The sequence below is a fragment of the Pseudomonas sp. S30 genome, assembly GCF_016518545.1.
Lineage (GTDB): Bacteria > Pseudomonadota > Gammaproteobacteria > Pseudomonadales > Pseudomonadaceae > Aquipseudomonas.
Genome location: NZ_JACVTO010000008.1, coordinates 1 through 17,204 on the forward strand (window position 1 = coordinate 1; position 17,204 = coordinate 17,204).

Sequence of the window (17,204 nt, forward strand, 5' to 3'; positions counted from 1 at the left end):
CCCCGCGTCGTGGTGGCGGGCTGAGCGGCCCCGCGCCCCCCCCCGGGGGGGGCGCAGCGGATCCCTTCCCTGCAACGGTGGGCATGATGTTCGCCAAGTTCAAGTGGGTCGGCGTACCGATGACACGCCTGAGGACTATTTCGCGGCAGACTTGCGTTTCGACAAGGACGATGAGCAGCAGAAACGGGTGACGCTTCATTTCGCAGCCATTGGCCGACGAATCGGCGGCATGAACTGTCGGGAAAGGTGGCTACGCCAGCTGGTTTATAGCCTTCGGCTATAAGACAAATACCCAAATGATTGACGTCAAACTGCCATCAATCAGGAACATTCCCCTGCTTTTTTCTATACTCGAAGCTCATGGTCTCCGTCCGGGGCGCTGGAGACGATCGTAGACTCGACGAAGAGACGGGCAATGGAGTGGCTGGGGCTTCAACTATTCGCCGAGCTACCGGCAGACGGTCAGATCATTCTGGACTGTCATCACAATCCCTTCCTGGTCGTGCTCGCCTATGTGGTGGCGGGAGCCGCGTGCTTCGCCACTCTCGACATGGCCGACCGGCAGATCCACAGTGAAGAGCGCAGGGCGCGCCGTCAGTGGAAAGGCTTGGGCGCTTGCTGTCTGGCCAGTGGCATCTGGGCGATGCACTTCATCAGCCTGCTCGCCTTCAAGCCACCGCTGGAAGTGCACTACGACATGGTGCTGACGGCGCTGTCGCTGATGATAGCCCTGATCGCCGCCTGGCTGGCGATGAACAGCCTGGACCGGCTGACGATGCAGCCGCGCCATTACCTCCAGGCGGCGCTGGCGATCGGCATCGGTATCACGGTGATGCACTACATGGGCATGGCCGCCCTGCAAACCAGCGCCCGCCAGTATTACCAGACACCGCTATTGCTGGCATCCGTGGGCATCGCCATCGTGACCAGCCTGGTGGCCTTGCTGGTGACCCGGCGCCTGGGATCGGGCACTGGCCCACGCCATCTGATGACCAAGTACGGTGCCGCACTGATCATGGCTGCCGGTATCGTCTTCACCCACTACACAGGCATGGCTGCACTGTCGCTGGTGCTGCCCGACGACGAGCCGCTGCGCTTGCCTTCGGCCGACAACAGCTTGCAACTGGGCCTGAGCATCGCCTTCATCACCCTGCTGATCAGCGCCAGCAGCATCAGTGCGGCACTGGCCGACAAGAAGCTGCAGAGCAAGGAGCATGACCTGCGCCGGGTCAACGTGCTGCTCAGCCAGCTGGATCAGGCGCGAGCGTCGCTCCAGCAAGCCGCGCACTACGACGCCTTGACCAACCTGGTCAACCGCCGCGGGTTCAACCAGGTGTTCGCCGAGCGGCTGGCCGAACATGCCGTAAGTGGCAGCATGCTGGCGGTGATGTTCCTGGACATCGATCACTTCAAGCGCATCAACGACAGCCTTGGGCATGACGCCGGCGACGAATTGCTGAAAGTCATCGCTACGCATATCCGCGCAGCGACACGCAGCCAGGATCTGGTCGCGCGCTTCGGCGGCGACGAGTTCTGCATCGTCACCAGCCTGCACAACCGGGATGAAGCCTGCAGGCTGGGCCAGCGCATCATGCAGCGCATGAAAGAGCCGATAGACCTGGGTGGTCGACGCATGGTCATGACCACCAGCATCGGCATCAGCATTTTTCCCGACGATGGTCGCACGGCCGAGGAACTGCTCAAGAATGCCGATCTGGCGCTGTACCAGTCCAAGGGCAGCGGGCGCAATCACCTGAATTTCTTCGATAACAGCCTCAAGACACGTGCCACGCTGGAGCTGCAACTGGAAGAGGCTCTGCGTGTGGCGCTGGTGGATGCCTGCGGATTGTGCGTGCATTACCAGCCGATCTTCGATCTGCGCCAGGTCAAGGTCAGCAAACTCGAGGCCTTGGTCCGCTGGAACCATCCACAGCACGGCATGATCGGTCCCGATCGCTTCATCGCTATCGCCGAGGCCAACGGCCTGATCGCCGAGCTGGACCTTTGGGTATTGCGGCGCGCATGCCGTGACCTGGCCGAGCTTGGCCGCCAGGGCCATGGCCACCTCAAGGTCTCGGTCAACTGCTCGACGGTGACCCTGGGCCGCGAAGAGCTGGCAGACGACGTGGAACGCGCGTTACTGCAGGCCGGGGTAGCCCCTTGGCAACTGGAACTGGAGGTCACGGAAAACGCCCTGATGGGCGATATCCACCGCACCATCGGCCTGCTCGAGCGCCTTCGCAGCCAAGGCGTGACGCTGTCGATCGACGACTTCGGTACGGGGTACTCGTCACTGGCGTATCTCAAGCGCCTGCCTCTGGACGTGCTCAAGATCGACCGCTCGTTCATCCAGGACGTGATGGACAGCCAGCAGGATCGAGAGATCGTTCAGGCGATCCTGATGATGGCCCACACTCTGCATCTGCAGGTGGTGACCGAGGGCGTGGAAACCGAAGAGCAGTTGGCTTTCCTGGCTGCGCACGATTGCGATGGGGTTCAGGGCTTCCTGCTCAGCCGGCCAGTGCCAATGGACGAGCTGCCGGCCGTGCTGGCGCGCCTGGACCGCCCGGACAGCGTGCTCATTCGTGCATGCGGAACAGCTGGACCAAGGTCGCTGGATCGTCTTGCAGATGCCCCTGAGCGCCGTGCAGGCGCATCAGCTGTGCGGCGAGGCCGCTGATCGGGGTCGGTGCGCCTTCCTCGCGGGCCAGCCCGACGGCCGTATCGAGGTCCTTGAGCAGCGTGCGCACGTGCCAGCTGACGGGTGTGAAGTTGCTCTGCGCCATTTGTGGCGCAAGGATCTGTAGCGGTCGGGAGTCGGCGAAGCCGCCTGCCAGCGCTTGCGCGAGCAGGCTGGCATCGACACCCGCGCGCTCGGCCAGCGCCACGGCCTCGGCGATGACCAGCGCATTACAGGCCACGATCATCTGGTTGCAGGCCTTGGTGACCTGGCCGGCGCCCACATCGCCCATGTGCGTCACCCGCTCGCCGAGTGCGAGCAAGATCGGGCGTGCTCGCGCCAGGTCGGCCGACGCTCCGCCGACCATGATCGCCAGGCTCCCGGCCCGGGCACCCGCCGTGCCGCCGGACACCGGCGCATCGAGCCAGCTCATCCCGCAACCCGCGGCCAACTGCGCCGCCATGACCCGAGTAGCAACAGGTTCCAGGCTGGACAGGTCGACCAATAGCTGCCCAGGTCGACCGCCCGCCGCTACACCGCCTTCTCCGAACACCACCTCACGCACCACCTGCGTATCGGCCAGGCACAGCAACACGATATCGCTCTCGCGGGACAGCGCAGCCGGCGTCTCGGCCAAACGGGCTCCAGCCGCCAGCAAAGGCGCGCATTTCTCGGGGCTGCGGTTCCACACGGTCAACCGGTATCCAGCGGCCAGCAATCGCTGGCACATCGGCAATCCCATCAGGCCAATCCCGGCGAAGCCAAGCGATGGCATGGGTGCATTCATGGACGACTCCTACTGATGGAAAAGGTGATGGCTGTCTTGGCGCTACGCCGACCCTGGCTAATGCGTTGGTGGGCGCTGGTAGAAAGACACTCGAACGAAACGAGTATTACGCATTGCGTAAAACTGTTACCGAAACAGCAATGTGGTGAGCGACTGTTACCAACCCCTACCTCGCAGACTCAATGAAATGCACGATTAAGGTGCAATTTCACCGAGGCACGCCCCAAGAGTGATCAGCTACTTTATGCATCTTTCACCTGAATCAGGATGAAGGGTGACACCACCACGGCCCAGATGCGCGGATCACGTGTCTGCAGGTCTAGCGCCTGCTCTGCCGTCACCGCGGCCACGATCCCCTGATCACGCCAGCGCGCCACGTCATCGCGGCGATTTTCCGCCATGGCTTGGGCGACTGCGATCAAGTCGAGGGAGTGGTCGACCCAAATCAGGTCACCCTTGGCCCAAAAACGCTCCAAGGCGCTCCATTCGATAATCGCTGTCTCTCCAAGCAGTTTGGCATAGAGGGTGCTTGTTTGATCGGTCATGGGTTCCTGTACGAGGCTAAGCGGCTGAAAAGCCGTATTTTTGCAGAAAAATCCAGTTTCAAATAAGCAATTTGCTGGAAATGCCCGTTACACGGGGCCAGCGTCACGAATACAGGCAAAGTAATGGCGCTTATCTGTATTTTTCTGTCGAACATGCGACAACCCCGAGGTCAGGCACTTTTCGCCCGCTTTTCAAGCGCTCGGAGAGCGCTCTACACTGTACCGGTACAGTTCCGGGACCTATTCCGGGGGAAGGTGGGCCCGCGACATGGCAGTAGCGTGCCGCGAAACCCGCCCGGTCTGTAGCCCTGGCCGCCAGGACTCCAAGAATTACAACAGAATGAGTGGAGCACTATGATCAAGATTTCCAAGCTGTTCGCCGCAATGGTTCTGGCAGGGGTTGCCAGCCATTCGTTCGCCGCCGATACCATCAAGATCGGCATCGCCGGTCCCAAGACCGGTCCTGTGACCCAGTACGGCGACATGCAGTTCATCGGTGCCAACCAGGCCATCAAGGACATCAACGCCAAGGGCGGCGTCGACGGCAAGATGCTCGAAGCCAAGGAATACGACGACGCCTGCGACCCCAAGCAGGCCGTGGCCGTGGCCAACAAGGTGGTCAACGACGGCGTCAAGTTCGTCATCGGTCACCTGTGCTCCAGCTCCACCCAGCCGGCTTCGGACATCTACGAAGACGAGGGCGTGATCATGATCACGCCAGCGGCCACCTCCCCGGAAATCACCGCGCGCGGCTATAAGCTGATCTTCCGCACCATCGGCCTGGACAGTGCCCAGGGCCCGGCCGCCGGCAACTACATCGCCGACCACGTCAAGCCCAAGGTGGTCGCGGTCCTGCACGACAAGCAGCAGTACGGTGAAGGCATCGCCACTGCCGTCAAGCAGACACTGGAAAACAAAGGCGTCAAGGTCGCAGTCTTCGAGGGCCTGAACGCTGGCGACAAGGACTTCTCCTCGGTCATCCAGAAGCTCAAGCAGAACAACGTGGACTTCGTCTACTACGGCGGCTACCACCCAGAGTTGGGCCTGATCCTGCGCCAGGCTCAGGAAAAAGGCCTCAAGGCCAAGTTCATGGGACCGGAAGGCGTGGGCAACGACTCCATCTCGCAGATCGCCCAAGGCGCTTCCGAAGGCCTGCTGGTGACCCTGCCCAAGTCGTTCGATGCCGATCCTGAGAACAAGGCGATCGTCGAGGCCATCAAGGCCGACGAGAAGGACCCGAGCGGGCCGTTCGTGTTCCCGGCCTACTCGGCCGTGGAACTGATCGCCAAGGGCATCGAAGCGGCCAAGTCCGAGGACACCGACAAAGTGGCCGCGGCCATTCACGCCGGCTCGTTCAAGACACCCACCGGCACCCTCACCTTCGATCAGAAAGGCGACCTGAAAGACTTCAAGTTCGTGGTCTACGAATGGCACTTCGGCAAACCGAAGACCGAAGTCTCCCCTCAGTAATACGCGTGACTAACAGCTGACCGTAGAAGCCCACTGTGCGAGCAGTGGGCTTTGTTTTACGAGGTTCATGGGCCCGACTTCCGCGATCCGGGAGCGAGCTCACCTGAAAATCTTAAAACCGTCACCCGCGGTTTCCTGAGCGTTATCCCGCCCAGCGAAATGCACATCAGGTTTTTAGGAGCGCTGTAATGCCTGAGATCTACCATTTCTTCCAACAACTGGTTAATGGATTGACCATCGGCAGCACCTATGCCTTGATCGCCATCGGTTACACGATGGTGTACGGCATCATCGGGATGATCAACTTCGCCCATGGCGAGGTGTACATGATCGGCTCCTATGTGGCCTTCATCGCCCTGGCAGGCCTGGCCATGATGGGCATCCACTCGCTGCCGATCCTGATGACCGTCGCCTTCGTCGCCACCATCTGCGTGACCAGCGCCTATGGCTACAGCATCGAGCGGGTCGCCTACCGGCCGCTGCGCAACAGCAATCGCCTGATCCCGCTGATTTCCGCAATCGGTATGTCGATCTTCCTGCAGAACACCGTCCTGCTGTCTCAGGACTCCAAGGACAAGTCCATCCCCAACCTGATTCCGGGCGCCTTCTCCTTCGGCCCGGGCGGTGCGGAGGAAGTGCTGGTGTCCTACATGCAGATTCTCGTGTTCGTGGTCACCCTGGTGGCCATGACCTGCCTGACCCTGTTCATCTCCCGTTCCCGCCTGGGGCGCGCCTGCCGCGCCTGCGCCGAGGACATCAAGATGGCCAACCTGCTCGGCATCAACACCAACAACATCATCGCCCTGACCTTCGTCATCGGTGCCGCCCTGGCGGCAGTGGCGGCTGTGCTGCTAAGCATGCAATACGGGGTGATCAACCCCAACGCGGGATTCCTCGTCGGCCTCAAGGCCTTCACCGCAGCGGTACTGGGCGGCATCGGCAGCATTCCTGGCGCCATGCTCGGCGGCCTGGTGCTCGGCGTTGCCGAAGCCTTCGGCGCCGATATCTTCGGCGACCAGTACAAGGATGTGGTGGCCTTCGGCTTATTGGTTCTGGTCCTGTTGTTCCGGCCGACCGGCATTCTCGGCCGCCCGGAGGTTGAAAAAGTATGAACGGAAATCTCAAACAAGCGCTGCTCAGCGCCCTGCTGGTGTGGGCCGTGGCCTTCCCGGTCCTCGGCTTGAAGCTGAGCATCGACGGCATCAGCCTGGTGGTCCACAGCCAAGGCAGTTTCACCCTCTCGATCATCGCCGTGTGTTCGGTGCTGATGTTCCTTCGCGTGCTGTTCGACCGCCAGTGGAGCGCGGTGATGGGCAGGCGTTCGCAGCGCAAGCTGGTTCCGGCTTCGGTCAGCAATTTCCTGACCCTGCCCAAGACCCAGCGCTGGGTGATCCTGGGCCTGGTCGTAGCCGCCCTGGTGTGGCCGTTCTTCGGCTCCCGCGGGGCGGTCGACATCGCCACGCTGATCCTGATCTACGTATTGCTCGGCCTGGGCCTGAACATCGTGGTGGGGCTGGCTGGACTGCTGGACCTGGGTTACGTCGGTTTCTACGCCGTCGGTGCCTACAGCTACGCCATGCTCTCGCACTACCTGGGCTGGAGCTTCTGGGTGTGCCTGCCGATCGCCGGTCTGATGGCGGCGAGCTTCGGCTTCCTGCTCGGTTTCCCGGTGCTGCGCCTGCGTGGCGACTACCTGGCGATCGTCACCCTGGGCTTCGGCGAGATCATTCGCCTGTTCCTGCGTAACCTCACCGACTGGACCGGTGGTCCCAACGGCATCAGCAGCATCGAGAAGCCGAGCTTCTTCGGCCTGTCCTTCAACCGGCAAGCGGGCGAAGGCATGCAGACCTTCCATGAGTTCTTCGGCATCGCCTACAACCCCGCCAGCAAGATCATCTTCCTGTACCTGGTGGTGCTGATGCTGGCCCTGCTGGCCCTGTTCGTCATCAACCGGCTGTTGCGCATGCCGATCGGCCGCGCCTGGGAAGCGCTGCGCGAGGATGAAATCGCCTGCCGTGCACTGGGCTTGAACCCGACGGTGATCAAGCTCTCCGCCTTTACCCTGGGTGCCAGTTTCGCAGGCTTCGCCGGCACCGTGTTCGCGGCTCGCCAAGGGCTGGTCACGCCCGAGTCGTTCACCTTCATCGAATCGGCGATCATCCTCGCCATCGTCGTGCTCGGCGGCATGGGCTCTCAGCTGGGCGTGATCCTGGCGGCCATCGTGATGATTCTGCTGCCGGAGTTGATGCGCGAATTCAGCGAGTACCGGATGCTGATGTTCGGCGCACTGATGGTATTGATGATGATCTGGCGTCCGCAGGGCCTGCTGCCCATGCAACGTCCCCATATGGAGCTGCGTCGATGAGCCGCGAAATTCTGCAAGTCAGCGGCCTGAGCATGCGCTTCGGCGGCTTGTTGGCGGTCAACGGCGTGGGCCTGACTGTCAAGGAAAAACAGGTGGTGGCCTTGATCGGGCCCAACGGCGCCGGCAAGACCACGGTGTTCAACTGCCTGACCGGCTTCTACAAGCCCAGCGGCGGCACCATTCTGCTCGATGGCCAGCCGATCCAGGGTCTGGCCGGCCATCAGATCGCGCGCAAAGGGGTGGTGCGCACCTTCCAGAACGTGCGGTTGTTCAAGGAAATGACCGCGCTGGAGAACTTGCTGATTGCCCAGCACCGTCATCTGAATACCAACTTCCTCGCCGGTCTGTTCAAGACACCGGGGTTTCGCCGCAGCGAAAAGGAGGCCATGGAGCGCGCGCAGTACTGGCTGGAAAAGGTCAACCTGACCGAGTTCGCCAACCGCACGGCCGGTACTCTGGCCTACGGCCAGCAGCGGCGCCTGGAAATCGCCCGGTGCATGATGACCCGCCCGCGGGTCATCATGCTCGACGAGCCGGCCGCAGGCCTGAACCCCAAGGAGACCGAGGATCTCAAGGCGCTGATCGCCTATCTGCGTGAATCCCACGATGTGACGGTGCTGCTGATCGAGCACGACATGAAACTGGTCATGAGCATTTCCGACCATATCGTGGTGATCAACCAGGGTACGCCCCTGGCCGATGGCACGCCGGAGCAGATCCGCAGCAATCCCGATGTGATCAAGGCCTACCTGGGGGAAGCGTAAATGCTGAAGTTCGAGAACGTTTCCACCTTCTACGGCAAGATCCAGGCGCTGCACAGCGTCAATGTGCAGATCAACCAGGGCGAAATCGTCACCCTCATCGGCGCCAACGGTGCTGGCAAGTCGACGCTGCTGATGACCCTGTGCGGCTCGCCTCAGGCTCACAGCGGCAGCATCCGCTACCTGGGCGAAGAACTGGTGGGCCAGCCCTCTTCGCTGATCATGCGCAAGAGCATCGCGGTGGTCCCTGAAGGACGGCGGGTGTTCGCCCGGCTCACGGTCGAGGAAAACCTGGCCATGGGTGGTTTCTTCACCGACAAGGGGGACTACCAGACGCAGATGGACAAGGTGCTGGAACTGTTCCCGCGACTCAGGGAGCGGTTCAGCCAGCGTGGCGGGACGATGTCCGGTGGCGAGCAGCAGATGCTCGCCATCGGCCGCGCCTTGATGAGCAAGCCCAAGCTGCTGCTGCTCGACGAGCCGTCGCTGGGCCTGGCGCCGATCATCATCCAGCAGATTTTCGACATCATCGAACAACTGCGCCGCGACGGTGTGACGGTGTTCCTGGTGGAGCAGAACGCCAACCAGGCGTTGAAGATCGCTGATCGCGCCTACGTGCTGGAAAACGGCAAGGTGGTGATGCAGGGTAGCGGGCAAGCACTGCTCAGCGATCCGAAAGTGCGGGACGCCTACCTCGGAGGTTGATGGACCGCGGTCGGTCAGGGTGAGCCTGTGGCAGCAGGCTCACCCGCAGTGGCCGTTCGCGGTCATCGGCCAGGGGTTCGCACTCGGACGACATCGACAAGTGCCTGGCGGCCCTTGGCGGTAAATCACAGCGGCATTGCGCCGCCCCTTGTGAATGGTCCGTACGCTGGGTAACGTGGCCGCTCGATCCATGCGACCCCGGAGTTCGCCCGATGCGCCTCACCCCTTCCCTGCTGCTCGCTACCCTGCTGCCGGTGTTCGCCGGTTGCCAGATGTTCGCCGACCCACCGAACGACCCCAACCTCGGCAGTACTCGCATGCAGGGCGAATTGAGCGCAGCAGGCGGTCAGCTCCTGTTCAAGCCGTGCAGCGAAGCGCGCCGCTTCGTCGTCAACGACGCGGCAGGCACCGGCATCCTGCAGGAAGCCGCCAACCTCGCTGCAGGCCCCAAGGACACCTTGTTCGCCGATCTTCGCGGGCGCCTGGCGGGCAGCCGTGCCGCCAACAGTGACGGCCAGCTGGACGTCACCCGGCTGTACCGTGTCGAGGCCTCGGCCAGTGCCTGCACCGACCCCAATTTCAAGCAGTTGACGCTGCGCGCCGCCGGTCACGAACCCGACTGGGACGTCAAGGCCAGCGGCAAGGGCATGGTGATCAACCGTGCCGGCAAAGATCCACTGCCGCTGCCGTACCTGGAAGAACAGATGCCGGGTGGCGGCCTGAGCCTGTCCAGCGAGGCCAATGGTCAGCGGGTCGAGCTGTGGGTGGCGCCGCAGCGCTGCAGCGAGCGGGGCAGCGGTGCCATGCGCCATCTTCGCGCCGAGTTGCGCATCGATGGGCAGACCCTCCACGGCTGCGCGTACTACGGCGGGGCGCGAGACAACTGATCGCCGGGCGCGTTTATGCTGCCAGTCGGGACGGCGAACAGCTTATACTTGGCGGTTTGTTCAAAGCCGCCGGCCGTCCATGGCCGGGATACTGGATCCTGCCATGCTACGAATCACCGAACTGAAGCTGCCCCTGGACCATCCTGACGAGGCCCTGCGCGAGGCCATCGTCCAGCGCCTGGGCATCCGCGACGATCAGCTGCTGAGCTTCAATCTGTTCAAACGCAGCTACGATGCGCGCAAGAAGAACAGCGAGCTGCTGTTCATCTATACCATCGACCTGCAGACCAGCAACGAAGCCGAGCTGCTGCAACGCTTCGCCGATGACCATAATGTCGGCGTCGCGCCGGATGTGACCTATAAGTTTGTCGGACACGCACCGGCGGACCTGGTGCAACGGCCGATCGTGGTGGGATTCGGTCCATGCGGGATCTTCGCCGGCCTGCTGCTGGCGCAAATGGGCTTCAAGCCGATCGTGCTGGAGCGCGGCAAGGAAGTGCGCCAGCGCACCAAGGATACCTGGGGCCTGTGGCGCAAGAGCGTGCTGAACCCTGAATCCAACGTGCAGTTCGGCGAGGGCGGCGCCGGCACCTTCTCCGACGGCAAGCTCTACAGTCAGATCAAGGATCCCCAGCACCATGGCCGCAAGGTGCTCGAAGAGTTCGTCAAGGCAGGTGCGCCGGACGAGATCCTGTACATCAACAAACCGCATATCGGCACCTTCCGCCTGACCAGCATGGTCGAGAAGATGCGCGAGGAAATCATCGCCCTTGGCGGAGAGATCCGCTTCCAGGAAAAGGTGACCGACCTGCTGGTTGAGGGCGAGCAACTCACCGGCGTGGTCCTGCACAGCGGCGAACGACTGCATTCGCGGCACGTGGTGCTGGCCCTTGGGCACAGCGCGCGCGACACCTTCCGGATGCTGCACGCCCGAGGCGTGTACATGGAAGCCAAGCCGTTCTCGGTCGGTTTTCGCATCGAGCATCCGCAGTCGCTGATCGACAAGGCGCGCCTGGGCAAGTACGCAGGCCATCCCAAGCTCGGTGCAGCGGACTACAAGCTGGTGTATCACGCCAGCAACGGGCGCTCGGTCTACAGCTTCTGCATGTGCCCAGGCGGCACGGTGGTGGCGGCGACCAGCGAACCGGGCCGGGTGGTGACCAATGGCATGAGCCAGTACTCGCGAAACGAACGCAATGCCAATTCGGGTATCGTGGTTGGCATCGATCCCGAGCGGGACTACCCGGGGGGGCCTCTTGCAGGGATCGAACTGCAGGAGCGGCTGGAAGCCCACGCCTACGTGCTGGGCGGCAGCAATTACCAGGCGCCGGCGCAGCTGGTGGGCGACTTCGTCGCTGGGCGCCCTTCTACCGTGCTAGGCAGCGTCGAACCCTCGTACAAACCGGGCATCGCCCTGGGCGATCTCGCCCCGAGCCTGCCGGACTTCGCCATCCAGGCGATTCGTGAGGCGCTGCCAGCCTTCGATCGCCAGATCAAGGGCTACAACCTGCACGACGCCGTGCTGACCGGAATCGAGACACGCACCTCGTCGCCGCTGCGTATCACGCGAGGACCGGACTATCAGAGCCTGAACCTCAAGGGCCTGTTCCCGGCCGGTGAGGGTGCAGGCTACGCGGGTGGCATTCTGTCGGCGGGCGTGGATGGCATTCGCATCGCCGAAGCGGTGGCGCGCAACATGCTTGGGCTGGACGGCTGAGCGCAGTATCGAGGGGGTGGAGGATCTGCCCCTGCTTTCCGACATTTCCTGCCTAGTGGGCGATTTTTCGTTCAGCTCGCAGCGGGGGCGTCCTCTAGAGTTGACTCGACCAGATAGCAACACGTTATAACAAAAAAGAATATAGTTTTTGTTTTAAAGCATAACTCTGCACGCTAGGGTGTATGCCTGTTTCTCGCCTTGTCGTGGAGTCGCTTTCCGTGCGCAGCCTCATCAATCGTTTCCTGCAGCTGGAGTCCGCCAGCGGACTCCTGTTGATTGCGGCGGCCGTCGTCGCTCTGATCATCAATAATTCACCGCTCTCGCAGATCTACGTCAGCTTCCTGGAGATGCCGGTCGGCGTGCAGGTCAGCCAGTTGCAGATCGCCAAGCCCCTGCTGCTGTGGATCAACGACGGCCTGATGGCGCTGTTCTTCCTGCTGATCGGCCTGGAGGTCAAGCGCGAGGTCTTCGAGGGCCAATTGTCCAGACCCTCGCAGATCATCCTGCCCGCCACGGCCGCCGTGGGAGGCATGCTGGTCCCGGCGCTGATCTACTGGTTCATCAACCGTGACAATCCGGCCACGCTGGCCGGCTGGGCCATACCCACGGCCACCGACATCGCCTTCGCCCTCGGTGTGCTGGCGCTGCTCGGCAAGCGCGTGCCGGTATCGCTGAAACTCTTCCTCATGACCCTGGCGATCATCGACGACCTGGGCGCCATCATCATCATCGCCCTGTTCTACTCAGCGGCCCTGTCGACCTTGGCGCTGACGCTGGCAGGTGTCTGCCTGCTGACGCTGCTGGGCATGAACCGACTCGGCGTGAGGCGCCTGGCACCCTATCTGCTGGTAGGGCTGGTGCTTTGGGTCTGCGTATTGAAAAGCGGTATCCACGCGACACTCGCGGGCGTCACGCTGGCGATGTTCATACCGCTCAAAAGCGTCGACAAGCAGGCGCCCTCGCCGCTGCTGACCCTGGAGCATGCGCTGCATCCCTGGGTGGCCTACGCGATCCTGCCCCTGTTCGCCTTCGCCAATGCCGGCGTTTCGCTGACCGGCGTAACGGCCCAGAGCTTCATCCACTCGGTCCCGCTGGGGGTCGCGGTAGGACTTCTGCTGGGCAAGACGATCGGGGTGTTCGGCCTGACCTGGATCGCCATCCGCCTGCGCCTGGCTTCGCTGCCGGACGGCGCCAACTGGGGACAGGTATTCGGCGTGGCGATCCTGTGCGGCATCGGCTTCACCATGAGCCTGTTCGTCGGCTCGCTGGCATTTCCGTCGGGTGCGAGCGAATACGCCGGTGAGGACCGCATGGGAATTCTGACAGGGTCCTTCTTCGCGGCGGTTATCGGTTACCTGGTGACGGCAGTAGCCAGTCGCCAGCGAGGGCGGGTGCCGCACAGGCCGTGACCCCCAGGCGACAAAAAACCCGACTGGCCTGGCCGAGTCGGGTTTTTTGCTACCTGGCGATCAGTGCGTGACGCGGCTGGTACCATCGACGGTCATGATGCGCACACGCTCGCCAACGCGGAAGATCTCGTTTTCCTGGACCTGCTGGACGTAGGCCCGCGTGCTGCCATCGTCTTCACGTACGGTGATTTCCACACCTTGGGTACGGGTCAGGCCTTCTTCGGCCGCCGAGCCCGCCAGGCCACCTGCCACCGCACCGATCACAGCCGCGACGATGCTGCCGCGACCACCACCGATCGCACTACCCGCCACGCCGCCGACGATGGCGCCGGCGCCTCCACCGATCGGGGTCTTGCTACCCTCGATCTTCACCGGGCGCAGAGATTCGATGGTACCCATGCGCACGGTTTGTACGCGACGGGCTTCATCACGGGAATAGCTGTCACCGGTCAAGCTGGACTGGCAGCCGCCGAGCAACAACGCCATGGTGGTGAAGCTCGCGACAAGCAAAACGGATTTACGCATGGGAAATCTCCATAAGTCAGGTGTCCATTAGACTCCGCACGTGAAGAGGTGTCACGGTGCCAAGGCTATAAAATTGTTTTCATTCAGCTCACATACAGGCGAACGCGTGTTGGCATGCGCTTGATGCTGAGACCAATGATAGTCATGGAATGCTTCATCGTCGTGCTGACCCGCCATGCCAGACTGATTCTCACCCTCGACTACCTGCGGATCTGTCGCTATCGCCGGCGGCAGCTGAGGGGATCTTGGCAGATGCGCCTACCCGCTGCGGCAACTCCTTGGGCTCCGCCTGGATGGCCTAGGGCATGGGTAGAGCAGATCATTAGACGGCAACTGACCGGGTCGCTGCGCAAGCGAGCGGACGACCCGGGCTGTGTACGTGCGGTGTCTGCAGGTCCAGCAGGCGCGCCGATGCTGGCACGCCGACGCTCATGGCGCCAACCGCTCGCGCTGCCACTGGCCGGCGATCAGCCGATAATTCAGCCGATCGTGCAGGCGACTGGAGCGCCCTTGCCAGAATTCGACCCGCTCGGGTATCAGACGGTAGCCGCCCCAGTATTCCGGACAGTCAGGCTGGCTGTCCGAAAAGCGCGACTGCGTCGCCTTGACCAGACCTTCCAGTTGCGCGCGGTCGGCAATGACCCGGCTCTGGGGAGAAGCCCACGCGCCCAGGCGACTGCCCAGTGGCCGCACTTGGAAATAGTCGTTCGACTCCTTGGCCGAGACTTTTTCCACCTGCCCCTCGATGCGCACCTGGCGCTCCAGCGCCGGCCAGAAGAAGGTCATCGCGGCGAATGGATTGACCAGAAGCTGCTGGCCTTTGGCACTCTCATAGTTGGTGAAGAAAGTGAACCCACGCTCATCGAGGCCCTTGAGCAACAGTACCCGACAATGGGGACGACCCTGGCCGTCGACCGTGGCCAGGGTCATCGCGTTCGCCTCCACCGGCGGCTGTTCGGTCTGCACCGCGTCGCCGAACCAGTGATGAAACAAGGCGAAGGGTTCATCGGGGGCTTGTGCCTCCGACAAGCCGTCACGGGTGTAGTCGCGGCGCATGTCCGCCAGGGTCTGGGTCATCGCTGCGTGTTCCTCGAACGATCAGTTGGTCTTCGCAGGGTTGTTGGCGGCCACTTTCTTGTCCGCAGCGGGTGCGGCTTTTTTCGCCGCAGGCTTGGCAGCGGCTTTCTTGGCAGCAGGTTTCGCCGCAGCCTTGGTCGCGGTTTTCTTCGCCGCAGGTTTGCTGGCGGCCTTCGCTGCAGGCTTGGCGGCGGGCTTGGCGACTGCGGCCTTGGCCGGTGCCTTGGTGTCCTGGGCTGCGACCACGGCTGCCGGTACCGGAGCGGTAGGCGGAACACTCTGCTGGTACTTGGCGAGCAGCGCGAGCATGGTGTTCTGGGGCGTCAGAAGCATTTCCACACGACGGTTCAAGGCCCGACCTTCGACGCTGTCATTGGCGGCGCGGGGCATCACCGAACCCATGCCCTTGAGGTTCAGGCGGTCGCGCTGCAAACCGCTGAGACGGAAGATCGCCGAAACCGAAGCGGCGCGCTCGAGGCTGAGCTTCTGGTTGGCGGCCGCGACACCGCTGGTGTCGGCATGCCCCAGGACGAGCACGGCGGTCTTCGGGTCGCCCTCGACGACCTTGGCCACGCGAGTGATCGGCCCCAGGGACGCCGGCAGCAGCATGTTCGGACGATCCGGATTGTAGGAGCCATCCACGGGCAGCGTCACCGCCAGGACATCATCGCGACGCTCGATTTCCAGTTTGCTGTCCTTGGCCGCTTCGCGCAGCTTCGGCTCGTACTCGTCCAGCCAGGCCTGAGTGGCCTTTTTGTCGATCTTCGGTACGACGGGGGCTGCAGCCTGTTGTTCACTGGCGCCGAACGGCCACCACCAGCGGCTGCTGCTCTCGGACTTGGCATCGGCCTGGGCGACCTTTTCGCTGACCGCAGCCTTGACCTGCTGATCGGCCACTTGGTCCGAGCCGAACGGCCACCAACTCAGGGCACCGCTCTTGGTGCCTTCCTGGGATTGGCTGGCGCAGCCGGTCATGGCCAGGCACAGGGCCAGTGCTAAGGTTTTATGTGAAGACATCAGCAATACACCATGAATTAAAAAGAGATTTTGCCCACCCGAGGTGGCGTCGGCATTGAGGATAGTCAAAGCAATCGGGCATTACCCGCATTACCCGATCAAAGGCAACTGGCCAACACCCGCACCAGTTTCTGCGCACGCGGATCCATCAGCACGTAAGGGCCGAGGGTATTGGTGACGAACCCAAAGGCGACATCCCGCTCCGGGTCGGCAAAGCCGACCGATCCGCCCGCACCGGGATGACCGAATGCCCGGGCGCCCAGGCCGAAGGTGGCATTGGCCAACTCAGGCTGATCGAGCATGCAGCCCAGGCCGAAGCGAGTCGGCGTAAGCAACGTGCGGTCCTGTCCACGACTGTGCTCGCGGGTCAGTTCATCGAGCAGCTCGGACTCCAGCAGGCTGCCGTCGAGCAGGCCGGCGTAAAAACCCGCCAGGCTGCGGGCAGTGCCGTGGCCATTGGCCGCAGGCTGCTGCATCCGGCGCCACTCCGGCTTGTTGGTGCTGGTGAGGATCGCCGGCGGGTTGGTGAAGGCGCGGGTCGACAGCGCCTCAGGCTCTCGCAGGGTCACCTGCAGCAGGCGCTGGGCCGCTGCATCGCCGGCGATGCCCTTCGCTCGGGAGATGTGCGCGACCCGGTGGAACTCTTCGTCGGCCAGGCCGATGTGGAAGTCCAGCCCCAGGGGCCGCGCGGTACGGGCCACGATGGACTCGCCGGGACTGCGCCCGTCGGCGCGGCGAATCAACTCGCCGATCAGCCAGCCGTAGGTGATCGCCGCGTAGCCATGTTCGCTGCCGGGTGTCCACCATGGCGCCTCGGCCGCTAGCACCTGGACCATGGCCTGCCAGTCATAGAGCGCCTCGCCAGGTAGCAATCGGCGAATGGCGGGAAGACCGGCACGGTGACTGAGCAGTTGGCGCAGGGTGACGCTTTCCTTGCCGGCCTGGGCGAATTCGGGCCAGTAGCGCGCCACAGGGACGTCCAGTGCGAGCTTGCCCTCGCCCACCAGTTGCAACGCCGTCACCGCAGTGAAGGTCTTGGTGCAGGAAAACAGGTTGGCGAGGGTGTCACTGTGCCAGGCATGCGCTGCGTCCTTGTCGGCGCTACCCGCCCACAGGTCGACGACGGTCTCGCCGCCCACCTGTATGCACAGCGCTGCTCCGCGCTCTTGGGGAGCGTCGAACAGCGCGGCGAACGCCTCACGTACCGCCTCGAACTTCAGCTCATAGTGACCCTGGATCTGCACCCGCCCGCTCCCTGT

Annotated in this window: 15 protein-coding genes; 9 read left to right on the plus strand and 6 right to left on the minus strand. The window is 62.9% G+C overall.

What is annotated here, in order from left to right:
• Nucleotides 1-415 precede the first annotated feature (415 nt).
• Nucleotides 416-2,680 (plus strand): putative bifunctional diguanylate cyclase/phosphodiesterase, encoded by a 2,265-nt coding sequence (locus IAE34_RS10840; RefSeq protein WP_200138950.1) that lies wholly within the window; start codon nucleotides 416-418, stop codon nucleotides 2,678-2,680.
• On the opposite strand, the gene IAE34_RS10845 is transcribed toward IAE34_RS10840, so the two are convergent.
• Both IAE34_RS10845 and IAE34_RS10850 read right to left on the minus strand, forming a co-directional pair.
• Complete coding sequence (locus IAE34_RS10845) at nucleotides 2,580-3,467, minus strand: NAD(P)-dependent oxidoreductase (RefSeq protein ID WP_200138951.1); 888 nt, start codon at nucleotides 3,465-3,467, stop codon at nucleotides 2,580-2,582. The genes IAE34_RS10840 and IAE34_RS10845 overlap by 101 nt on opposite strands.
• A gap of 242 nt (nucleotides 3,468-3,709) precedes the next feature.
• Entirely contained in the window at nucleotides 3,710-4,012 is a 303-nt protein-coding gene (locus IAE34_RS10850; protein ID WP_200138952.1) for a DUF2288 domain-containing protein, read from the minus strand.
• A 354-nt stretch (nucleotides 4,013-4,366) separates the two neighbouring features.
• Here IAE34_RS10850 and IAE34_RS10855 point away from each other — a divergent pair, with 354 nt between their 5' ends.
• From IAE34_RS10855 to nhaA, 8 genes are all read left to right on the plus strand, one after another.
• The gene (locus IAE34_RS10855) at nucleotides 4,367-5,482 is read left to right on the plus strand and encodes a branched-chain amino acid ABC transporter substrate-binding protein (protein ID WP_200138953.1); all 1,116 of its coding nucleotides are present in this window, start codon (nucleotides 4,367-4,369) and stop codon (nucleotides 5,480-5,482) included.
• A gap of 188 nt (nucleotides 5,483-5,670) precedes the next feature.
• Nucleotides 5,671-6,594 carry a high-affinity branched-chain amino acid ABC transporter permease LivH gene (gene livH / locus IAE34_RS10860; protein WP_039575990.1) on the plus strand — a complete coding sequence of 308 codons (924 nt, stop codon included), beginning with the start codon at nucleotides 5,671-5,673 and terminating at the stop codon, nucleotides 6,592-6,594.
• A complete protein-coding gene (locus IAE34_RS10865) occupies nucleotides 6,591-7,847 on the plus strand; it encodes a high-affinity branched-chain amino acid ABC transporter permease LivM (protein ID WP_200138954.1) in 1,257 nt (418 codons plus the stop codon). The genes livH and IAE34_RS10865 overlap by 4 nt, the downstream gene beginning before the upstream one ends.
• On the plus strand, nucleotides 7,844-8,611 hold the full coding sequence (gene livG, locus IAE34_RS10870; RefSeq protein ID WP_200138955.1) for a high-affinity branched-chain amino acid ABC transporter ATP-binding protein LivG: 768 nt from the start codon (nucleotides 7,844-7,846) through the stop codon (nucleotides 8,609-8,611). Before IAE34_RS10865 ends, livG begins: the two co-directional genes overlap by 4 nt.
• Nucleotides 8,612-9,313, plus strand: coding sequence for an ABC transporter ATP-binding protein (locus tag IAE34_RS10875; protein ID WP_200138956.1), 702 nt, complete (start codon nucleotides 8,612-8,614; stop codon nucleotides 9,311-9,313). It abuts the gene before it with no gap.
• 212 nt (nucleotides 9,314-9,525) lie between these two features.
• On the plus strand, nucleotides 9,526-10,200 hold the full coding sequence (locus IAE34_RS10880) for a COG3650 family protein (protein WP_200138957.1): 675 nt from the start codon (nucleotides 9,526-9,528) through the stop codon (nucleotides 10,198-10,200).
• 103 nt (nucleotides 10,201-10,303) lie between these two features.
• The gene (locus tag IAE34_RS10885; RefSeq protein ID WP_200138958.1) at nucleotides 10,304-11,917 is read left to right on the plus strand and encodes an NAD(P)/FAD-dependent oxidoreductase; all 1,614 of its coding nucleotides are present in this window, start codon (nucleotides 10,304-10,306) and stop codon (nucleotides 11,915-11,917) included.
• A 218-nt stretch (nucleotides 11,918-12,135) separates the two neighbouring features.
• A complete protein-coding gene (nhaA, locus tag IAE34_RS10890; protein WP_325100986.1) occupies nucleotides 12,136-13,326 on the plus strand; it encodes a Na+/H+ antiporter NhaA in 1,191 nt (396 codons plus the stop codon).
• 60 nt (nucleotides 13,327-13,386) lie between these two features.
• Here the strand turns inward: nhaA and IAE34_RS10895 are convergent, their stop codons facing one another.
• From IAE34_RS10895 to IAE34_RS10910, 4 genes are all read right to left on the minus strand, one after another.
• On the minus strand, nucleotides 13,387-13,851 hold the full coding sequence (locus IAE34_RS10895; RefSeq protein WP_200138960.1) for a glycine zipper 2TM domain-containing protein: 465 nt from the start codon (nucleotides 13,849-13,851) through the stop codon (nucleotides 13,387-13,389).
• Nucleotides 13,852-14,280: 429 nt separating this feature from the next.
• On the minus strand, nucleotides 14,281-14,928 hold the full coding sequence (gene pdxH / locus IAE34_RS10900) for a pyridoxamine 5'-phosphate oxidase (RefSeq protein ID WP_200138961.1): 648 nt from the start codon (nucleotides 14,926-14,928) through the stop codon (nucleotides 14,281-14,283).
• A gap of 21 nt (nucleotides 14,929-14,949) precedes the next feature.
• Nucleotides 14,950-15,945 carry an OmpA family protein gene (locus IAE34_RS10905; protein ID WP_200138962.1) on the minus strand — a complete coding sequence of 332 codons (996 nt, stop codon included), beginning with the start codon at nucleotides 15,943-15,945 and terminating at the stop codon, nucleotides 14,950-14,952.
• 98 nt (nucleotides 15,946-16,043) lie between these two features.
• Nucleotides 16,044-17,189 carry a serine hydrolase domain-containing protein gene (locus IAE34_RS10910; RefSeq protein ID WP_200138963.1) on the minus strand — a complete coding sequence of 382 codons (1,146 nt, stop codon included), beginning with the start codon at nucleotides 17,187-17,189 and terminating at the stop codon, nucleotides 16,044-16,046.
• Nucleotides 17,190-17,204: the final 15 nt, after the last annotated feature.